The sequence below is a fragment of the Pseudomonas sp. PDM25 genome (assembly GCF_019219045.1).
Classification (GTDB): Bacteria; Pseudomonadota; Gammaproteobacteria; order Pseudomonadales; family Pseudomonadaceae; genus Aquipseudomonas.
This window is the reverse complement of sequence record NZ_JAHUWL010000010.1, coordinates 163,285-181,505: the sequence shown is the minus strand read 5'-3', so window position 1 is coordinate 181,505 and position 18,221 is coordinate 163,285. Positions and strand designations below refer to the sequence as shown.

Here is an 18,221-nt window from a genome sequence, read left to right as displayed (position 1 = left end):
ACGATCCAGCGTTATGGTTTGTGACGCGCCGATAAAAACTTTGATCTTTTGGTCGTAGCGCCTTCTCGCGGCGGCTGCCCTAAGCTCAGGTAAAAGAGTGATTTAATGTTGTCCCTTACCTGCCTGGAGAGTTGCCATGATGCTGGATACGCTGCATTTCACACCTTGGTCCGCGTTGGCAGGCGGAGCGTTGATCGGCGTGGCGGCCAGCGTGATGGTCATGGCCAATGGACGGGTCGCCGGGATTAGTGGATTGCTCGGCAGTCTGCTATCGCCAGGTGATTCGGGACGGGGCGAAAAAGCCTTGTTCATCCTCGGACTACTGGCGGCGCCCCTATTGTGGGCGCTGTTTCAGGTGTGGCCGACCATTGAATTCAAGTCCGGCATCGTCGGGTTGATCATCGCCGGACTGTGCGTCGGCATCGGCACCCGTTATGGCTCTGGTTGCACCAGTGGCCACGGGGTGTGCGGTATCTCGCGGCTGTCACCACGCTCCATCGTCGCAACGTTGAGCTTCATGTTCGCGGGCTTTGTGACCGTGTTTGTGCTGCGCCATCTACTGGGGTTTTGAACATGAAAAAACTCACGGCTTTCCTCGCCGGCCTGTTGTTCGGCATCGGCCTGCTGTTGGCCGGCATGGCCAATCCGGCCAAAGTACTGGGGTTTCTCGATATCGCCGGTCTGTGGGATCCCTCCCTGGCGCTGGTGATGATCGGGGCGATTGCCGTGGCCTGGGTGCCGTTTCACTGGGCCATGAAACAATCCAAGTCATTGCTGGGGGAGCCTATGCAGTTGCCGGTCAGTCGTGAACTGGATCGACGCTTGATCGGTGGCAGTTTGCTGTTCGGGGTCGGTTGGGGCATTGCGGGCATCTGCCCCGGGCCGGCGCTGGTGCTGTTGCCGACGGGGCATTGGCAGGCGTGGGTGTTTGCGATTGCCATGCTGGCGGGGATGTTGCTATTCAGCCTGTTGCAAGCGCGTCGTTAAATCGCCTCGCCAGGTTTACCTCTAGAAGTCGTAGCCTTCGGCGGCGCACTCATTGCCGAAGGCTACGGTTTTTTGCGTTTCAGGCCGCCAATTCTCCGCTGGCAATCGCCGCCGACGCCGCCAGCATCGCCCGCAACAACACCGCACACCCGGCCGCCAGGTCATCCGGCGCGGCGTTTTCGATTTCGTTGTGGCTGATGCCGCCTTCGCACGGTACGAAGATCATCCCGGCCGGGCCGAGTTCGGCGAGGAAGATTGCGTCGTGCCCTGCTCCGCTGACGATGTCCATGTGCGACAGGCCCAACCCTTGAGCGGCACCGCGTACCGCTTCGACGCAACCCTTGTCGAAGTACAGCGGCGGGAAGTCCGCAGTGGGTGTGAGTTCGAAGGTCAGGCCGTGTTCCTCGCAGGTGGTTTCGATGACTTCGCGGACTTCGGCGATCATCGAGTCCAGCCGCGCCGGTTCCAGATGCCGGAAGTCCAGGGTCATGCGCACTTCGCCGGGGATGACGTTGCGCGAGCCGGGATAGGCTTGCAGACAGCCGACGGTGCCGCAGGCGTGGGGTTGATGGCCGAGGGCTGCGCGGTTGACTGCACCGACGATCACCGCGGCGCCGACCAGGGCGTCCTTGCGCAGGTGCATCGGTGTCGGGCCGGCGTGGGCTTCGACGCCGCGCAGTTTCAGGTCGAACCATTTCTGCCCGAGGGCGCCCATCACCACACCGATGGTTTTGTGTTCGTCTTCAAGGATCGGGCCTTGTTCGATATGGGCCTCAAAATAGGCGCCGACCGCATGCCCGCTGACTTTGCGCTCGCCAGCATAGCCAATGGCATTCAAGGCTTCACCAACGGTGACGCCCTCGGCATCGACCTTGGCCAGGGTTTCTTCGAGGGTGAATTTTTCTGCAAATACACCGGAGCCCATCATGCACGGAGCGAAGCGTGAGCCTTCCTCGTTGGTCCAGACCACGACTTCCAGCGGCGCTTCGGTTTCCACGCCGAGGTCATTGAGGGTGCGCAGCACTTCGACGCCGGCCAGTACGCCGAAGCAGCCGTCAAACTTGCCGCCGGTGGGTTGGGTGTCGATGTGGCTGCCGGTCATCACTGGTGGCAGGTTTGGGTTGCGGCCGGGGCGGCGGGCGAAGATGTTGCCGACGGCGTCGATGCTGACGGTGCAGCCGGCCTCCTCGCACCAGTTGACGAAAATGTCCCGGGCCTGGCGGTCGAGGTCGGTCAGGGCCAGGCGACAGACGCCGCCCTTGACCGTGGCGCCGAGCTTGGCCAGGTCCATGAGCGACTGCCACAAGCGGTCGCGGTTGATGTGCTGATGGGTGGACTGCAGAACGTCTACGGCAGCGTTCATGATGATCTCCTCAGGCAGTTGTTATAGGTTTCTTCAGGCATTTCTTGGGTGTATTCGAGGCCGTCTTCGCGGGCAAGCCCGCTCCCACAGTGAATCGGGTGTACACAGCATTTGTGTACGACCTCAATCCCTGTGGGAGCGGGCTTGCCCGCGAAGAGGCCCGTATTCACACCGGAGATTTCGCAACAGACGGGCTGGGCCGCATCGAGCACAACCCGTAATAAATCAGCCCACCCAGCACCGAGCCGGTGAACCAGCCATAGTCGTAGAACCAACTGAATGCATTGCTGCCGAGCGACAGCAGCGTCAGCGCCACCGGCACACCGAACGCGATAAACCCTAACCAGTTCCACGCAGGGTAAACGTCATCGCGATAGAGGCCGGCCAGGTCCAGTTGCTGTTTCTTGATCAGGAAATAGTCCACCACCATGATCCCGGCGATCGGGCCCAACAGGCTCGAATAACCCAGCAACCAGTTGGAATACACCGTCTCCAGGCTTAAATCCGAGACGATCAAACCGAGCTTCTTCAACAGCTCATGGGCCATCAGCGCCAAGCCGACTAGGCCGGTGAGCATCACCGCTGTGGTGCGGTTGATGAGCTTGGGGGCGACGTTCTGGAAATCGTTGGTCGGCGAAACAATGTTGGCCGCCGTGTTGGTCGACAGCGTGGCGATGATGATCAGCGCCATGGCCAGTGCGACCCAGACCGGGCTCTGGATATGACCGATCAGGGTGACCGGATCGGAGACGGTGACGCCCACCAGTTTTACCGAGGCGGCGGTCATCACCACGCCGAGGGAGGCGAACAGAAACATGGTCAGGGGCAAGCCGATAATCTGCCCGACGATCTGATCCTTCTGGCTTTTCGCATAGCGGCTGAAATCCGGAATGTTCAGGGACAAGGTGGCCCAGAACCCGACCATGGCGGTCAGCCCGGCGGCAAAGTAACTGACCACGCTCGCGCCTTCCGGACGTTTGGCCGGGATCGCCAGCAACTCAGTCATCGACACGTTCGGCATCGCCCATACCAACAGGCCCACACCCACCAATATCAACAACGGCGCCGAGAGGGTTTCCAGCCATTTGATCGAGTCCGCACCGCGTATCACCACCCACAGGTTCAAGGCCCAGAACATCATGAACCCGATCACTTCACCGGTACCGCCAAGGGATTTCCAACCGTCGAACACCGAGCCGAGAAACAGGTGAATGGCCAGCCCGCCGAACATCGTCTGAATGCCGAACCAGCCACACGCCACCAGCGCCCGGATCAGGCATGGAATGTTGGAGCCGAGGATGCCGAAGGACGAACGCAACAACACCGGAAACGGGATGCCGTATTTGGTGCCGGGAAAGGCGTTCAGGGTCAACGGGATCAGGACGATGATGTTGGCGAACAGAATCGCCAGCAGCGCTTCGCCGACGCTCAGGCCAAAATACGCGGTGAGCACGCCGCCGAGGGTGTAGGTCGGCACGCAGACCGCCATGCCAATCCATAGCGCGGTGATGTGCCATTTGTTCCAGGTGCGTTCGCGCACCTTGGTCGGTGCCATGTCGTGGTTGAAACGGGGGCTGTCGAGGACATCACTGCCGGCTTCGAGCTCAAACAAGCCGTCGCGCTCGGTCACTTGCGATCTGATCTGTTGCATGGCCGCTCCACTGTTCTTTGAATTATTTTTTGCTCATCAGGGGCTGGCGGCATCAATTAACGTGCCGGTTACCCCGTTTGCGCATCGGGCAGTTCCATAAAAACTTTGTAACCAACTGATGTTTATCAGTTTTATTTAAATAGCCGATGAGTCATCGGTTACTTGCTTGTTCACTCAGGCCAAATGCCAGGCAAGTTGTCCGAACAGTCAGGACTCAATCTGGTGCACACCACTTTTTTTCAACGTCGCGCATCAACCATAGACCATCCTCAAGCGGCTGATTTCACATAAGAAATCTCGCCTATTTTTACAACCTGTCAAGTGCGTCAAAATGGTGAGAGGCCTCACCATTTTGGTGATCAAAGTATTTAATTGTTAATTATCAGTCACTTAAAACAGATATAAGCTTATAAAAAATATTCTTGCTCAATCCTCAAACTCAGACTAGCGTTTATTCCTGACAGCGCTGACAGGAATACACCTGTTTGCGCAGGCTTCATATAAAACATTTAGAACCGGCACCAGTCGGTCATTGCCTGCGAGGAACTCGGAATGTCTCTGTTGATCCGTGGCGCCACCGTTATTACCCATGATGAAAGTTATCGCGCCGACGTCTATTGCGCCGACGGCGTGATCAAAGCCATCGGCGAAAACCTTGATGTTCCGGCGGGTGCCGAAGTGCTCGACGGCAGCGGCCAATACTTGATGCCCGGCGGCATCGATCCGCACACGCACATGCAACTGCCCTTCATGGGCACGGTGGCCAGTGAAGACTTCTTCAGTGGCACCGCGGCAGGACTTGCCGGTGGCACGACGTCGATCATCGACTTTGTGATTCCCAATCCGCAGCAATCCTTGATGGAAGCCTTTCACCAGTGGCGCGGCTGGGCCGAGAAGTCGGCGTCGGATTACGGTTTCCACGTCGCGATCACCTGGTGGAGCGAACAGGTGCGCGAGGAAATGGCCGAGCTGGTCAGCCAACACGGGGTCAACAGCTTCAAGCATTTCATGGCCTACAAGAACGCGATCATGGCCGCCGACGACACTTTGGTTGCGAGTTTCGAGCGCTGCCTGGAATTGGGCGCCGTGCCGACCGTGCATGCGGAAAACGGTGAGCTGGTCTATCACCTGCAACGCAAATTGATGGCCCAAGGCATGACCGGCCCGGAGGCGCATCCGTTGTCGCGCCCTTCGCAGGTGGAAGGTGAAGCGGCCAGTCGGGCGATCCGCATCGCCGAAACCCTGGGCACGCCGCTGTACCTGGTGCACGTCTCGACCAAGGAAGCCCTGGACGAAATCACCTACGCCCGCAGCAAGGGCCAACAAGTCTACGGCGAAGTCCTGGCCGGGCATTTGCTGCTGGACGACAGCGTCTATCAACACCCGGACTGGCAGACCGCCGCCGGTTACGTGATGAGCCCGCCCTTTCGTCCGCGCGGACATCAAGAGGCGCTTTGGCACGGTTTGCAATCGGGCAACCTGCACACCACCGCCACCGACCACTGCTGCTTCTGTGCCGAGCAAAAAGCGGCTGGCCGCGACGACTTCAGCAAGATCCCCAATGGCACGGCCGGTATCGAAGACCGCATGGCAGTGCTCTGGGATGAAGGGGTGAACACCGGGCGTTTGTCGATGCAGCACTTCGTGGCGCTCACCTCCACCAACACCGCGAAAATCTTCAACCTCTACCCGCGCAAAGGCGCGATTCGCGTGGGTGCGGACGCGGACCTGGTGCTGTGGGATCCGGAAGGTACGCGGACGATTTCAGCACAGACTCACCATCAGCAAGTGGACTTCAACATCTTCGAAGGCAAGACCGTGCGCGGTGTGCCGAGCCACACCGTCAGCCAGGGTCGGGTGGTGTGGGCCGATGGTGATTTGCGCGCCGAGCGCGGTGCCGGGCGGTATGTCGAGCGGCCGGCGTATCCGGCGGTGTTTGATTTGCTGAGCAAGCGGGCTGAGTTGAACAGGCCGACAGCGGTGAAACGCTGAAATCGAGGCCTTCGGCCTTCGCGAGCAAGCCCGCTCCCACAGGGGAATGCATTTCAAATGTGGGAGCGGGCTTGCTCGCGAAGGCGGCAGCCCTGACGACGAAAAACTCAATGCCCATCAGAGGCAGTACCTCAATAACCGTGAGGCCAACACTGTGATCAAGACCCTGAACCACCTCCCGCATCCGCACGAGAATGCGGCCGCCCTCGCCGGCCATTTCACCGATCTGGCGCCACCGCTCAACGACCGCCAGGCCCATCTGGAAGCCTCGCGCTGTCTGTATTGCTACGACGCGCCGTGCGTGAATGCCTGTCCAAGCGAGATCGACATTCCGTCGTTCATCCGCAATATCCATCAGGAAAACGTTCAGGGCGCCGCGCAGAAAATCCTCTCGGCAAACATCCTCGGCGGCAGTTGCGCCCGGGTGTGCCCGACGGAAGTGCTTTGCCAGCAAGCCTGCGTGCGCAACAACGACCATGAATGCGCCCCCGTGCTGATCGGCCTGTTGCAGCGTTACGCCGTCGACAACGCACACTTCAGCGAACACCCCTTCACACGTGCTGCCTCAACCGGAAAGCGCATCGCCGTGGTCGGCGCCGGTCCGGCCGGGTTGTCCTGCGCTCACCGCAGTGCCATGCACGGTCATGACGTGGTGATTTTCGAGGCGCGGGAAAAGGCTGGCGGCCTCAACGAATATGGGATCGCCAAGTACAAACTGGTTGACGATTACGCGCAGAAGGAACTTGAATTTCTATTGGAAATCGGCGGAATCGAAATCCGCCACGGGCAGAAACTTGGAGAGAACCTGACCCTCAGCGATCTGCATCAGCAGTTCGATGCGGTGTTCCTTGGGCTGGGCCTGGCCGCCAGCAAACAGCTGGGGCTAGCCCATGAAGATGCACCGGGCCTGCTCGCCGCTACTGACTACATCCGCGAACTGCGTCAGGCCGATGACCTGACCCAACTCCCCCTCGCTGACCGTTGTATCGTTTTGGGCGCCGGCAACACCGCCATCGACATGGCCGTGCAAATGGCTCGCCTCGGAGCACGCGACGTCAATCTGGTGTACCGCCGCGGTGTCGATGAAATGGGCGCCACCGGCCACGAACAGGACATCGCCAAGGCCAATCAGGTGCGCCTGTTGACGTGGGCTCAACCTGAAGAAGTGCTACTCGATGATCAAGGCCAAGTACGCGGCATGCGCTTCGCCCGTACAGGGTTAGTCGAAGGTCGCCTGCAAACCACCGGCGAAACCTTCGAACTGGCCGCAGACGCCATCTTCAAAGCCATTGGCCAGGCCTTCGACGCCAGCGCCCTCGCCGACCCACTGGCCCGGGAGCTCAAGCGTCAAGGCGAGCGGATTCAAGTGGACGAAAACCTGCGCACCAGCATCCCCGGCGTGTACGCCGGCGGCGACTGCACCAGTCTCGATCAGGACCTCACCGTGCAGGCCGTGCAGCACGGCAAACGGGCCGCCGAGGCGATCAACGCCCAACTCATGCTCAACGTGGAGGCTGCGTAAATGGCCGATCTCTCGATTGTCTTCGCCGGCATCAAAGCCCCCAATCCGTTCTGGCTGGCCTCCGCGCCACCGACCGACAAAGCCTACAACGTGGTTCGCGCCTTCGAGGCCGGCTGGGGTGGCGTGGTCTGGAAAACCCTGGGTGAAGACCCGGCGGCGGTCAACGTGTCGTCGCGTTACTCGGCGCACTTCGGTGCCAACCGCGAAGTGGTGGGTTTCAACAACATCGAGCTGATCACCGATCGCTCGCTGGAGATCAACCTGCGGGAAATCACTCAGGTCAAAAAGGACTGGCCGGACCGCGCGCTGATCGTGTCGCTGATGGTGCCCTGCGTCGAAGAATCCTGGAAAAGCATCCTGCCTCTGGTGGAAGCCACCGGCGCCGATGGCATCGAACTGAACTTCGGTTGCCCGCACGGTATGCCGGAGCGCGGCATGGGCGCGGCGGTCGGCCAGGTGCCGGAGTATGTCGAGCAGGTCACCCGTTGGTGCAAGACATATTGCTCGCTGCCGGTGATCGTCAAGCTCACGCCGAACATCACCGACATTCGCGTCGCCGCCCGCGCCGCCCATCGCGGTGGTGCGGATGCGGTGTCGTTGATCAACACGATCAACTCGATCACCAGCGTCAACCTGGAGCGCATGGTCGCCAATCCCGCCGTGGGCAGTCAAAGCACCCACGGCGGTTATTGCGGTTCGGCGGTGAAGCCGATTGCGCTGAACATGGTCGCCGAAATCGCCCGCGATCCACAGACCCAAGGCCTGCCGATCTCCGGCATTGGCGGCATCAGCAGCTGGCGCGACGCGGCGGAATTCATCGCGCTGGGCAGCGGCTCGGTGCAGGTGTGCACGGCGGCGATGCTGCATGGCTTCCGGATTGTCGAGGAGATGAAGGACGGGTTGTCACGCTGGATGGACAGTCAGGGCTATGCCAGCGTGTCCGATTTTTCCGGGCGTGCGGTGGGCAACACCACGGACTGGAAGTACCTGGACATTAACTATCAGGTGATTGCCAAAATTGACCAGGAGGCCTGCATTGGTTGCGGTCGTTGCCACATTGCTTGCGAAGACACTTCGCACCAGGCGGTTGCGAGCCTGAAGCAGGCGGACGGGACGCACAAATATGAAGTGATTGATGATGAGTGCGTGGGGTGCAATCTGTGCCAGATCACGTGCCCGGTGCAGGATTGTATCGAGATGGTGCCGATGGAGAACGGGAAGCCGTTTCTGGATTGGAATCATGATCCGCGCAATCCTTACCACGTGGCAGTCTGAACGGACGCCATCGCGAGCAGGCTCACTCCCACATTGGAATGCATTTCAAATGTGGGAGCGAGCCTGCTCGCGATGAGGGCGGCAGCTGCTCCGCAAGCTTCAAGGTTCTAATCCAATCCCCCGCAAGATCACACTCGTCACCGTCTGCACCGCCCGCTCGAACTGCATGTCCGACAACGGTTGATGGTCATTCAGAATATTCACCTGATGATCAAAGTCGGCGTAGTGCTGGGTCGACGCCCAGATCATGTACAGCAGGCTCGAAGGTTCCACCGGCAGGATGCGTTTGTCATCCACCCACTGGCGAATTTTCGCTTCTTTCATCTTGGCCCAGTCGTACAGACTGACGTCCAGTTTCTCGCCCAGGGTCGGCGCGCCGTGGATGATTTCGTTGGCCCAGACTTTGGAGCCGTAAGGCCGGCTGCGGGAGTGGTTCATCTTGGCGCGGATGTAGCTGCTGAGCACCACGCGCGGGTCGTCGAACATCTCGAAGCACAGCGCGTCCTGTTTCCACACTTCCAGCAAACCCAACAGCACGGCGCTGTACAGCTCACTCTTGGTACTGAAGTAGTAATGGAGGTTGGAGCGCGGCAGTTGCACTTCGGCGGCGATGTCGGCCATGGCGGTGCCACCGAAACCTTTTTCGGCGAAAACCTTTTCGGCTCCCAACAGAATTTTTTCGACGTTACTGCGACGAATCTCGATCTTGTGATTGCCCATGAGGGCTCCCTGACAACAGCGTTGCTCAAGACTAGCATCCGCTCTACCTCGCGGCGACAAGGGAAAACGAAACTTCGTACAGCCAGCTTCTCGCAGGTAGACTGAGCGCCTTTTCGAACCCGCCTCAGAGGTGTTCCACGATGCTGCTCAAGAAAACCCTGACCACCGTCGCCCTGCTCGGCTCGCTGTTCGTCGCTTCATCGGTATTTGCTCACGCCCATCTGAAAGCCCAGACCCCGGCCGCCGACAGCACGGTGGGCGCACCGTCGGAACTGCGCCTGGTGTTTTCCGAAGGCGTTGAAGCAACCTTTTCCAAAGTTACGATCAGCAAGGACGGCAGTAACGTGCCGGTGAAGAGCCTCGCCACCGAAGGCAGCGACAAGAAAACCCTGGTCGTCACCCCGGCCGCACCATTGGCAGCGGGTGCCTACAAAGTCGAATGGCACGCGGTGTCGGTCGATACCCACAAAAGCGAAGGCGCCTATAGCTTCAAGGTTGGCCAGTAATTCATGACGAGCGCGCTGGTGCTGTGCCGCTTTGTGCATTTCACCGTCGTGCTGATGCTGTTCGGTGCGTGGGTGTTCAGGCCTCTGCTGGTCAATGGCGACGCTGGACATCTGGATCAGCGACTGACGAAAACAACCCGCTGGCTGGCGGCGGTGGCGTTGGTCACTGGCGTTAGCTGGTTGCTGCTGATCACCGCCAGCATGGCCGGTTCGTGGGAAGCGGCATTCGATCCGACGACCCTGCGACTGGTGCTGGGCAATACATTTTTCGGCCAGGTCTGGCGCTGGCACTTGCTGCTCAATGCGTTGTTGGTCGCGCTATTGATGACACCCTTGCGTGCAAACCTGCCCCTGCGAATCGGCCTCGCCAGCCTGCTGCTGGCCACCCTCGCCCCGGTCGGCCACGGGGCCATGCTCGATGGCCTCAACGGCCAATTGTTGATCCTCAATCAAATCATTCACCTGACCTGCGTCGGCGCCTGGCTCGGCGGTTTGATGGTGTTGGTGATGATCCTGCGGCAGCCGACAGTGCATTCCATCAAGGCGACCTTGCAACGCTTCAGCGGCATGGGTTACGTCTTGGTGGCGGGGTTGGTGATGACCGGTTTGATCAACGTGCGGGTACTCACCGGGCAGTTCTGGCCGACGCCGTTGCTGTCCGGGTTTGCGCTGATACTGTTGATCAAGGTTGTGCTGGTCGCCGCGATGCTGGGATTGGCGTTGTTCAATCGGCTGCGGATCAACGATTGCGAGCAGCGTCCGACTGCTCTGAAAAGCAGCGTCATCTTCGAATGGTTGCTTGGGATGGGAGCGGTGGCAGCGGTTTCACTTCTGGGCACCATGCCCCCGATGATCGTGAGCTAAACACAATCCAATGTGGGAGCGGGCTTGCTCGCGAAGGCGGCGTCACATTCAACACATTGGCTGACTGACATACCGCTTTCGCGAGCAAGCCCGCTCCCACAGGGTTGTTCGATATACGCCTGACCGAGCCATGTCATCGTACAACTTCTGATTGACATTCCCCGTAACACTTGCAAATAATCCGCCCCGATGTTGTACGACGACGTATAACGAAAAATAAAAACAACAAGAAACACGGGAGCGTCACTGTGAGCAAGCTCGTCCGCAATTCCTCCGTCTGCACCCCTCGCCCAACCTTCGCACGCCGTCACACCCTGAGCCTGATCGGTTGCAGCAGCCTGGCCCTCGCCCTGCCCATGACCAGCCATGCCGAAGGTTTCGTCGATGACGCCAAAGCCACGCTGAACCTGCGCAACTTCTACATCAACCGCAACTTCACGAACCCGGCCTACCCGCAGGGCAAGGCTGAAGAGTGGACCCAAAGCTTCATCCTCGATGCCAAATCCGGATTCACCCAGGGTCCCGTCGGTTTCGGTATGGATGTGCTGGGCCTGTACTCGGAAAAACTCGACGGTGGCAAAGGCACGCGCGGCACCTCGTTGCTGCCGATTCATGACGATGGCCGCCCTGCCGACAACTTCGGGCGCCTGGGTGTGGCGCTGAAAGGTAAAGTTTCGAAAACCGAATTGAAGGTCGGCGAATGGATGCCAGTGTTGCCGATCCTGCGCTCCGACGACGGCCGCTCCCTGCCGCAAACCTTTCGCGGTGGACAGGTGACGTCCACCGAGATCAGTGGCCTGACGCTCTACGGCGGCCAGTTCCGCGCCAACAGCCCGCGCAACGATGCGAGCATGGAAGACATGTTCATGAACGGCAAATCGGCGGCCTTCACCTCGGACCGTTTCAACTTTGGCGGCGGTGAATATGCGTTCAACGAGAAGCGCACCCAGGTCGGCGTCTGGTACGCGCAACTCAGCGACATTTATCAGCAGCAGTATTTCAACCTGAGCCACAGCCAGCCCCTCGGCGACTGGACCCTCGGCGCCAACCTTGGTTACTTCATCGGCAAGGAAGACGGCAGCGCCCTGGCCGGCGACCTCGACAACAAAACCGCGTTCGCCATGCTCTCGGCCAAATATGGCGGCAACACCTTCTTTGTCGGCCTGCAAAAACTCACCGGCGACGATGTCTGGATGCGGGTCAACGGCACCAGCGGCGGCACCCTGGCCAACGACAGCTACAACTCCAGCTACGACAACGCCAAGGAACGATCCTGGCAGCTGCGCCACGACTACAATTTTGTGGCACTTGGAATTCCCGGCCTGACAATGATGAACCGCTACATCAGCGGCGATAACGTACACACAGGCAACATCACCGACGGCAAGGAATGGGGCCGCGAGTCAGAACTGGCTTACACCGTGCAGAGCGGCGTGCTGAAGAACCTCAACGTCAAATGGCGTAATGCGTCGATCCGTAAGGACTTCAGCACCAACGAATTCGACGAAAACCGCATTATCATCAACTACCCGATCTCGTTGCTCTAAAGGCGAACATCTTTTGCAAGGCTGACTCAACCACTGTGGCTAGGGGGTAAGGGATGACCCTCCGTCAATTTCAACCGATGCCGCGTTGACAACGGCCTGAGACCCTAACGATACTTCGATCTAGTCGTACGACAACCTACAACAAATTCAATAACAATGACTGCTTGTTCAGGGACTTCCATGACCATCAAAACTAACGCCCGCGCCCCTTTCAATCGTCTCCTCCTGACCGGTGCCGCCGGCGGCCTCGGCAAAGTCCTGCGCGAACGCCTGCGCCCCTACGCCAATGTGATTCGCCTGTCGGACATCGCCGACATCGCCCCGGCCATCGATGACCGTGAAGAAGTCGTGCCCTGCGACCTGGCAGACAAGCAAGCAGTCCATCAGCTGGTTGAAGGCGTGGACGCGATCCTGCACTTTGGTGGCGTGTCGACGGAGCACTCTTTCGAAGAGATCCTCGGCGCCAATATATGCGGTGTGTTCCACATTTATGAAGCCGCTCGCCGCCATGGTGTGAAGCGGGTGATTTTCGCCAGTTCCAACCACGTGATCGGCTTCTATAAGCAGGATGAAGTCATCGACGCCCACTCCCCTCGCCGCCCGGACAGCTACTACGGCTTGTCCAAGTCCTATGGCGAAGACATGGCCAGTTTCTACTTCGATCGCTACGGCATCGAAACCGTCAGCGTGCGCATCGGCTCCTCGTTCGCGGAACCGCTGAACCGCCGAATGATGAGCACCTGGTTGAGCTTCGGCGATCTGACTCAATTGCTCGAATGTGCGCTGTATGCCCCTGATGTCGGTCACACCGTGGTCTACGGCATGTCCGACAACAAGAACGTCTGGTGGGACAACCGTTTCGCCACCTGCCTGGGTTATGAACCTCAGGACAGCTCCGAAGTGTTCCGCGAAAAAGTCGAAGCCCAACCGATGCCAGCTGCTGATGACCCGGCACGGGTCTATCAGGGTGGAGCGTTTGTCGCGTCCGGCCCGTTCGGCGACTGAACCCGCGTACCTCACTTGATCCCGACAACAAAAACCCGAGGGGATGAGCTGTCATGCAAGCCGAATTGATTGTCGATGCGCGCAACGCAGTCGGTGAATGCCCGGTCTGGGTGCCTGAGGAAAACGCCCTGTATTGGGTCGATATTCCTGCTGGCGGACTTCAGCGCTGGAGCGCCGACACCGGCCATGTCCACGCCTGGAGAGCACCGCAGATGCTCGCCTGCATTGCACGTCACCGCGACGGCGGCTGGGTTGCCGGGATGGAAAGCGGGTTCTTTCATCTGCACCCGCATAACGATGGCAGCCTCGACAGCAATCTTCTGGCACCGGTCGAACACACCCGCACAGACATGCGCCTGAACGACGGTCGCTGTGATCGTCAGGGGCGTTTCTGGGCTGGCAGCATGGTGCTGAACATGGGCGCCAACGCTGCCGACGGCATGCTTTACCGTTATAGCGCCGGGCAACGCGGGCCAGTCGAGGCGCAGCTCAGCGGGTTTATCGTGCCCAACGGCCTGGGTTTCAGCCCGGATGGGCGGACGATGTACCTGTCTGACTCTCATCCCCTGGTCCAGCAAATCTGGGCCTTTGATTACGACACTGACAGCGGCACGCCGTCCAACCGACGGCTGTTCGTCGACATGAATCAGTTCGCTGGTCGTCCCGATGGCGCCGCGGTCGATGCCGAAGGCTGCTACTGGATTTGCGCCAATGACGCCGGGCTGATTCACCGTTTTACCCCCGACGGCCGACTGGACCGTTCCCTTGCCGTACCGGTAAAAAAACCGAGCATGTGCGCCTTCGGCGGCAGTCGCCTGGACACCCTGTTCGTGACCTCGATCCGCCCCGGCGACGACCATGACGAGCAGTCACTGGCCGGCGGTGTGTTCGCCCTCAATCCCGGGGTGAAAGGTTTGCCGGAGCCGTTGTTCAAGGCATAAACCCCGTGTAGCAGCTGCCCTGTGGTGAGGGGATTTATCCCCTCACCACAGGGCAGCAGGGCCCAGCGGTGTTCTTACATTAGAGTTCAATTGAATGACGCCAATGTTGCTGAACCTCGAAGACGAATTCATCCACCTCACCCTCGCCCCCGAACTCGGTGGCAGCATCGTCAACTGGAGTGTACGCGGCACGGGTCTGCCGCTGTTGCGCCACAGTGACGCTCACGCACTAAACACGGGTCTACCGGGCAAACTCGGCTGCTTTCCCTTGGCACCGTGGTCGAACCGAATTTCAGAAGGCGGTTTTGAATGCCCCGAGGGCTGGCTGGCCCTGACACCCAACAGCCTCACCGATCCCCTGCCGATTCACGGCAGTGCCTGGCAACAGCCGTGGCAGGTGGTTTCGCAGACGCGTGATGAAGTCGTCCTGCAACTCGACAGCACCACGCCCTTCGTCTATCGCGCCCGGCAACGATTCCATCTGAGCGGCGGCAAACTGAGCATTGATCTTAAGGTCACTCATCTGGCCGAAAGTCCTGCCTGGCATGGGCTCGGTTTACACCCTTACTTTCCGCGTACCACGGGCACCCAGTTGCAGGCGCAAGCCCGGCAGGTCTGGTTGTGTGACGGGACCAAACTGCCGACACACCTCAGTGCGGTGCCGGCCGAATGGGATTTCCAGTCACTCAAGACGTTGCCCGGCACATTGGTCGACAACGGCTTCTGCGAATGGGACGGCCATTGCCTGATCCGCCAGCCAGCGTTGGGTTATGAGCTGGAATGCCGGGCCACCGGCAGCGATTACTTCCTGCTCTACTGCCCGGTGGGCCTGGATTTTTTCTGTATCGAACCGGTGAGCCATCCGGTCAACGCGCATCACCTGCCCGGTCGACCGGGGTTGCGACTGCTGGAGCAAGGCGAGTCAGTAGAGCTCGGTTTCAGCCTGCACTATCGCTACCCCAGCAACTGACTCAGCACCGCACGCAACTTGCCGGGTTTCACCGGTTTGTTCAGCAGCGGTGCGTCGAGTCGCTGCAATGAGCGCCGACACTGATCCGTGCGATCGGCAGTGATGATCACTGCCGGAATCGCCTGGTGGTAATGCTCGCGCAAATGCCTGACCACGTCACAGCCCACCACCCCGTGATCGAGGTGGTAGTCCGCCAGAATCAGTTCCGGCGGTCGTCCCTGCAAGGCGGCCAGTGCGGAGAATTCATCGGTGGCCGTGACCACTTCGCAGCCCCATTGCCCGAGCAACGCGCTCATGCTTTCGAGGATGCTCACTTCGTTGTCCAGCACCAGCAAACGCCGGCCCGGCAATGGATTGCCGGTGCCGGGTTGTGGTGCCGCCAGGCTGATCGGCAGCGGAACCTCATGGGAAATCGGCACGTCGATGCTGAACATCGAACCGCGTCCTGGCAGCGAATGAACCCCGACTTTATAGCCGAGGATCTTGGCGATACGTTCAACGATGGCCAGCCCCAGGCCCACACCCTTGCGGTCGGCGGCGCGGCCGACGTCCAGTTGGTTGAACTCGAGGAAGATCGAATCCAGTCGGTCCGCCGCGATCCCGCGCCCGGTGTCCCAGACTTCCAGGCGCAGCATTTCACCCCGGCGTCTGGCCCCCAGCAGGATGCTGCCCTCGTCGGTGTAGCGGCAGGCGTTGCTGAGGAAGTTGCGCAGGATCCGCGTCATCAGGCGCAGGTCGGTGCTGATGGCGTAATCGCCCATATGCACCCGCAGGTTCAACCCTGCGGCCTGGGCCACTGACTGGAACTCCGAGACCAACGGCGCGAGCAATTCGTCGAGGCGGTACAGCGCAATGTCCGGTTTGACCGCGGCCTGATCGAGCCGGGAAATATCCAGCAAATCGGTGAGTAGATCTTCCGCCCCTTCCAGCGCCTGGTGCGTCCGCTCCACCAGCACCTGTTCGACGTCGGGAAGCTTGCGTTCGCGCAGGGTCGAGATCAGCAAACGCGCGGCATTGAGCGGTTGCAGCAGGTCATGACTGGCGGCGGCGAGGTATTTGTCCTTGCTGCGATTGGCGGCTTCGGCGGCATCCCGGGCGTCGCGCAAGGCTTGGGCAATCTGTTTACGCTGGGTGATTTGCTGTTGCAGGTTACGGTTGGCTTCCAGCAATTCGTCGGTGCGCGCGGTGACCCGCTGCTCCAGTTCGTCGTTGAGTTGTTGCAGACGTTGCTGGGCGAGTTTGCGTTCGGTGATGTCGGCGACAAAACCTTCCACCAGCCCTTCCTGATCAGGTTTGAGCAACAGGTTCATCAGCACGTCGACGCTGCTGCCATCCTTGCGCCGCAATTGGGTTTCGTAGCCAAGCAGACTGCGCTCGCGCTTGAGCATTTCACCGATGTTTTCCAGTTCTTGCGCGCCGTTGACAAACAGGTTGCTCGCCAGATCGGCCAGCGAAAACAGCACTTCCTGGGGATTGTCGTAGCCGAGCATCCGCGCCAGTGCCGGGTTGGCGGCGCGCATGCCTTCCAGGAGGCTGGCCTGGAAGATCCCGTGGACCGCGTTTTCGAACAGCCATTTATAGCGATTGCGCTCAGCTTCCAGCTCGTCGAGGCGCGCAGCCAGTTCCGGGTAATGACTCTTGCGCGCCGAATGGCTGCCTAATCCCAGTAACCCCGCCAGCGCCCGTTGCTGTTCGTCAGAGGGCTTCGCCATAGACGACCTCGACATCACGCTGACTGGACTCGCGCGGGTTGGTCAGGATGCACGGGTCGTGCATGGCGTGTTGCGACAGGAACGGAATGTCCGCCGTGCTGACCCCGTGCAATCCCAACGTTTCGTGGAAGCCGATGGCGTGTTTCAGCGCGATCAGGTGTTCCACCAGACGCCCGCAAATCTGCCGGTGATTCAAGCCACGGCAATCGATGCCAAAGGTCTCGGCGATCACCTTGAAACGCTCCGGTGCGGAGCTGTAGTTGAACGCCACCACGTGCTCCACCAGCACCGCGTTGCACAAGCCATGGGGCAAATCGAGGAAGCCACCGAGGCTGTGGGACATGGCGTGCACCGCGCCGAGGATCGCGTTGGAGAACGCCAGCCCGGCCTGCATGCTGCCGAGCATGATTTTCTCGCGCAAGGCGATGTCGTGCGGGTTGGCGATCATCTGCACCAGGTTGCCGTTGATCAGGCGCATCGCCTCCAGTGCATGGGGGTCGGTCAACGGCCCGTGACCGGTGGACACAAACGCTTCGATGGCATGCACCAACGCATCGATGCCGGTACAGGCCGACAGGAACGGGTCCATGCTCAGGGTGGTTTCCGGGTCGATCAGCGACACGTCCGGCACCACCGCTTTACTGACGATGGAGAACTTCATGCGTTCTTGCTGGTTGGAGATGATCACGAATTGCGAGACATCGGCCGAGGTCCCGGCGGTGGTCGGTATCAGGATCAGCGGCGGGCTGGGGACGCGGATGGTGTCCACGCCTTCGAATTCGAGAATGCTGCGCCCATGGGCGACGACAATGCCGATGCCTTTGCCGCAATCCATCGGGCTGCCGCCACCGACGGCCACGATCACATCGCAATGATTTTCCCGGTACAGATCGGCACCGAGCATCACTTCTTCGACCCGCGGGTTGGGCGAGACCGCGCTGTACAGGACGTACTCGATGCCCTGGGCTTGCAGGCTGGCCTCGACATCGGCGACCCAACCGGCGGCAATCACACCGGGATCGCTGACCAGCAGCACCTTGCGGGCACCAAAGGTTTTGGCGCAATTGCCGACGTTGTGCCGGCAGCCGGCACCAAAGATGATTTCAGGCGAAACGAATTTACGCAGTTGACTGAGACTCTGGCTCATTGGAAAGCCTGTTTTTATT

The 18,221-nt window shown here is 60.0% G+C and carries 16 protein-coding genes; 11 read left to right on the top strand and 5 right to left on the bottom strand.

Going from position 1 to position 18,221, the window contains the following annotated elements; translation table 11 throughout:
- Positions 1-136 precede the first annotated feature (136 nt).
- Together KW848_RS20215 and KW848_RS20210 are read left to right on the top strand one after the other, a co-directional pair.
- Positions 137-571, top strand: coding sequence for a YeeE/YedE family protein (locus KW848_RS20215; RefSeq protein WP_111452246.1), 435 nt, complete (start codon positions 137-139; stop codon positions 569-571).
- A 2-nt stretch (positions 572-573) separates the two neighbouring features.
- Positions 574-987: a DUF6691 family protein gene (locus KW848_RS20210; protein WP_111452245.1), complete on the top strand. Its 414-nt coding sequence runs from the start codon at positions 574-576 to the stop codon at positions 985-987.
- Positions 988-1,066: 79 nt separating this feature from the next.
- Here the strand turns inward: KW848_RS20210 and KW848_RS20205 are convergent, their stop codons facing one another.
- Positions 1,067-2,350: a Zn-dependent hydrolase gene (locus tag KW848_RS20205; RefSeq protein ID WP_111452244.1), complete on the bottom strand. Its 1,284-nt coding sequence runs from the start codon at positions 2,348-2,350 to the stop codon at positions 1,067-1,069.
- A 166-nt stretch (positions 2,351-2,516) separates the two neighbouring features.
- Positions 2,517-4,001, bottom strand: coding sequence for an NCS1 family nucleobase:cation symporter-1 (locus KW848_RS20200; protein WP_218537860.1), 1,485 nt, complete (start codon positions 3,999-4,001; stop codon positions 2,517-2,519).
- Positions 4,002-4,553: 552 nt separating this feature from the next.
- Between KW848_RS20200 and hydA the strand changes: the two genes are divergently transcribed.
- From hydA to preA, 3 genes are all read left to right on the top strand, one after another.
- Positions 4,554-5,993 carry a dihydropyrimidinase gene (gene hydA / locus KW848_RS20195; protein ID WP_111452241.1) on the top strand — a complete coding sequence of 480 codons (1,440 nt, stop codon included), beginning with the start codon at positions 4,554-4,556 and terminating at the stop codon, positions 5,991-5,993.
- 154 nt (positions 5,994-6,147) lie between these two features.
- Positions 6,148-7,515 (top strand): NAD(P)-dependent oxidoreductase, encoded by a 1,368-nt coding sequence (locus KW848_RS20190; RefSeq protein WP_192409525.1) that lies wholly within the window; start codon positions 6,148-6,150, stop codon positions 7,513-7,515.
- Entirely contained in the window at positions 7,516-8,790 is a 1,275-nt protein-coding gene (preA, locus tag KW848_RS20185) for an NAD-dependent dihydropyrimidine dehydrogenase subunit PreA (protein ID WP_218537859.1), read from the top strand. It begins immediately after the preceding gene.
- 99 nt (positions 8,791-8,889) lie between these two features.
- On the opposite strand, the gene KW848_RS20180 is transcribed toward preA, so the two are convergent.
- Positions 8,890-9,510 carry a TetR/AcrR family transcriptional regulator gene (locus KW848_RS20180; RefSeq protein ID WP_008149783.1) on the bottom strand — a complete coding sequence of 207 codons (621 nt, stop codon included), beginning with the start codon at positions 9,508-9,510 and terminating at the stop codon, positions 8,890-8,892.
- A gap of 140 nt (positions 9,511-9,650) precedes the next feature.
- Between KW848_RS20180 and copC the strand changes: the two genes are divergently transcribed.
- The 6 genes from copC to KW848_RS20150 all read left to right on the top strand — a co-directional run bounded on the left by copC (position 9,651) and on the right by KW848_RS20150 (position 15,343).
- Complete coding sequence (gene copC, locus KW848_RS20175) at positions 9,651-10,016, top strand: copper homeostasis periplasmic binding protein CopC (protein ID WP_111452237.1); 366 nt, start codon at positions 9,651-9,653, stop codon at positions 10,014-10,016.
- Positions 10,017-10,019: 3 nt separating this feature from the next.
- The gene (gene copD / locus KW848_RS20170; RefSeq protein ID WP_218537858.1) at positions 10,020-10,880 is read left to right on the top strand and encodes a copper homeostasis membrane protein CopD; all 861 of its coding nucleotides are present in this window, start codon (positions 10,020-10,022) and stop codon (positions 10,878-10,880) included.
- Between the two features lie 248 nt (positions 10,881-11,128).
- Positions 11,129-12,427, top strand: coding sequence for an OprD family porin (locus KW848_RS20165; RefSeq protein WP_218537857.1), 1,299 nt, complete (start codon positions 11,129-11,131; stop codon positions 12,425-12,427).
- A 180-nt stretch (positions 12,428-12,607) separates the two neighbouring features.
- On the top strand, positions 12,608-13,432 hold the full coding sequence (locus tag KW848_RS20160) for an NAD(P)-dependent oxidoreductase (protein WP_218537856.1): 825 nt from the start codon (positions 12,608-12,610) through the stop codon (positions 13,430-13,432).
- A 53-nt stretch (positions 13,433-13,485) separates the two neighbouring features.
- Positions 13,486-14,373 carry an SMP-30/gluconolactonase/LRE family protein gene (locus KW848_RS20155; protein WP_218537855.1) on the top strand — a complete coding sequence of 296 codons (888 nt, stop codon included), beginning with the start codon at positions 13,486-13,488 and terminating at the stop codon, positions 14,371-14,373.
- A gap of 94 nt (positions 14,374-14,467) precedes the next feature.
- The gene (locus tag KW848_RS20150) at positions 14,468-15,343 is read left to right on the top strand and encodes an aldose 1-epimerase (protein WP_218537854.1); all 876 of its coding nucleotides are present in this window, start codon (positions 14,468-14,470) and stop codon (positions 15,341-15,343) included.
- On the opposite strand, the gene KW848_RS20145 is transcribed toward KW848_RS20150, so the two are convergent.
- Together KW848_RS20145 and ercA are read right to left on the bottom strand one after the other, a co-directional pair.
- Positions 15,328-17,055: a NahK/ErcS family hybrid sensor histidine kinase/response regulator gene (locus tag KW848_RS20145; RefSeq protein WP_111452231.1), complete on the bottom strand. Its 1,728-nt coding sequence runs from the start codon at positions 17,053-17,055 to the stop codon at positions 15,328-15,330. The two genes, KW848_RS20150 and KW848_RS20145, sit on opposite strands and share 16 nt — an antisense overlap.
- Positions 17,039-18,202 (bottom strand): alcohol dehydrogenase-like regulatory protein ErcA, encoded by a 1,164-nt coding sequence (gene ercA, locus KW848_RS20140; protein ID WP_074876193.1) that lies wholly within the window; start codon positions 18,200-18,202, stop codon positions 17,039-17,041. Before ercA ends, KW848_RS20145 begins: the two co-directional genes overlap by 17 nt.
- Positions 18,203-18,221: the final 19 nt, after the last annotated feature.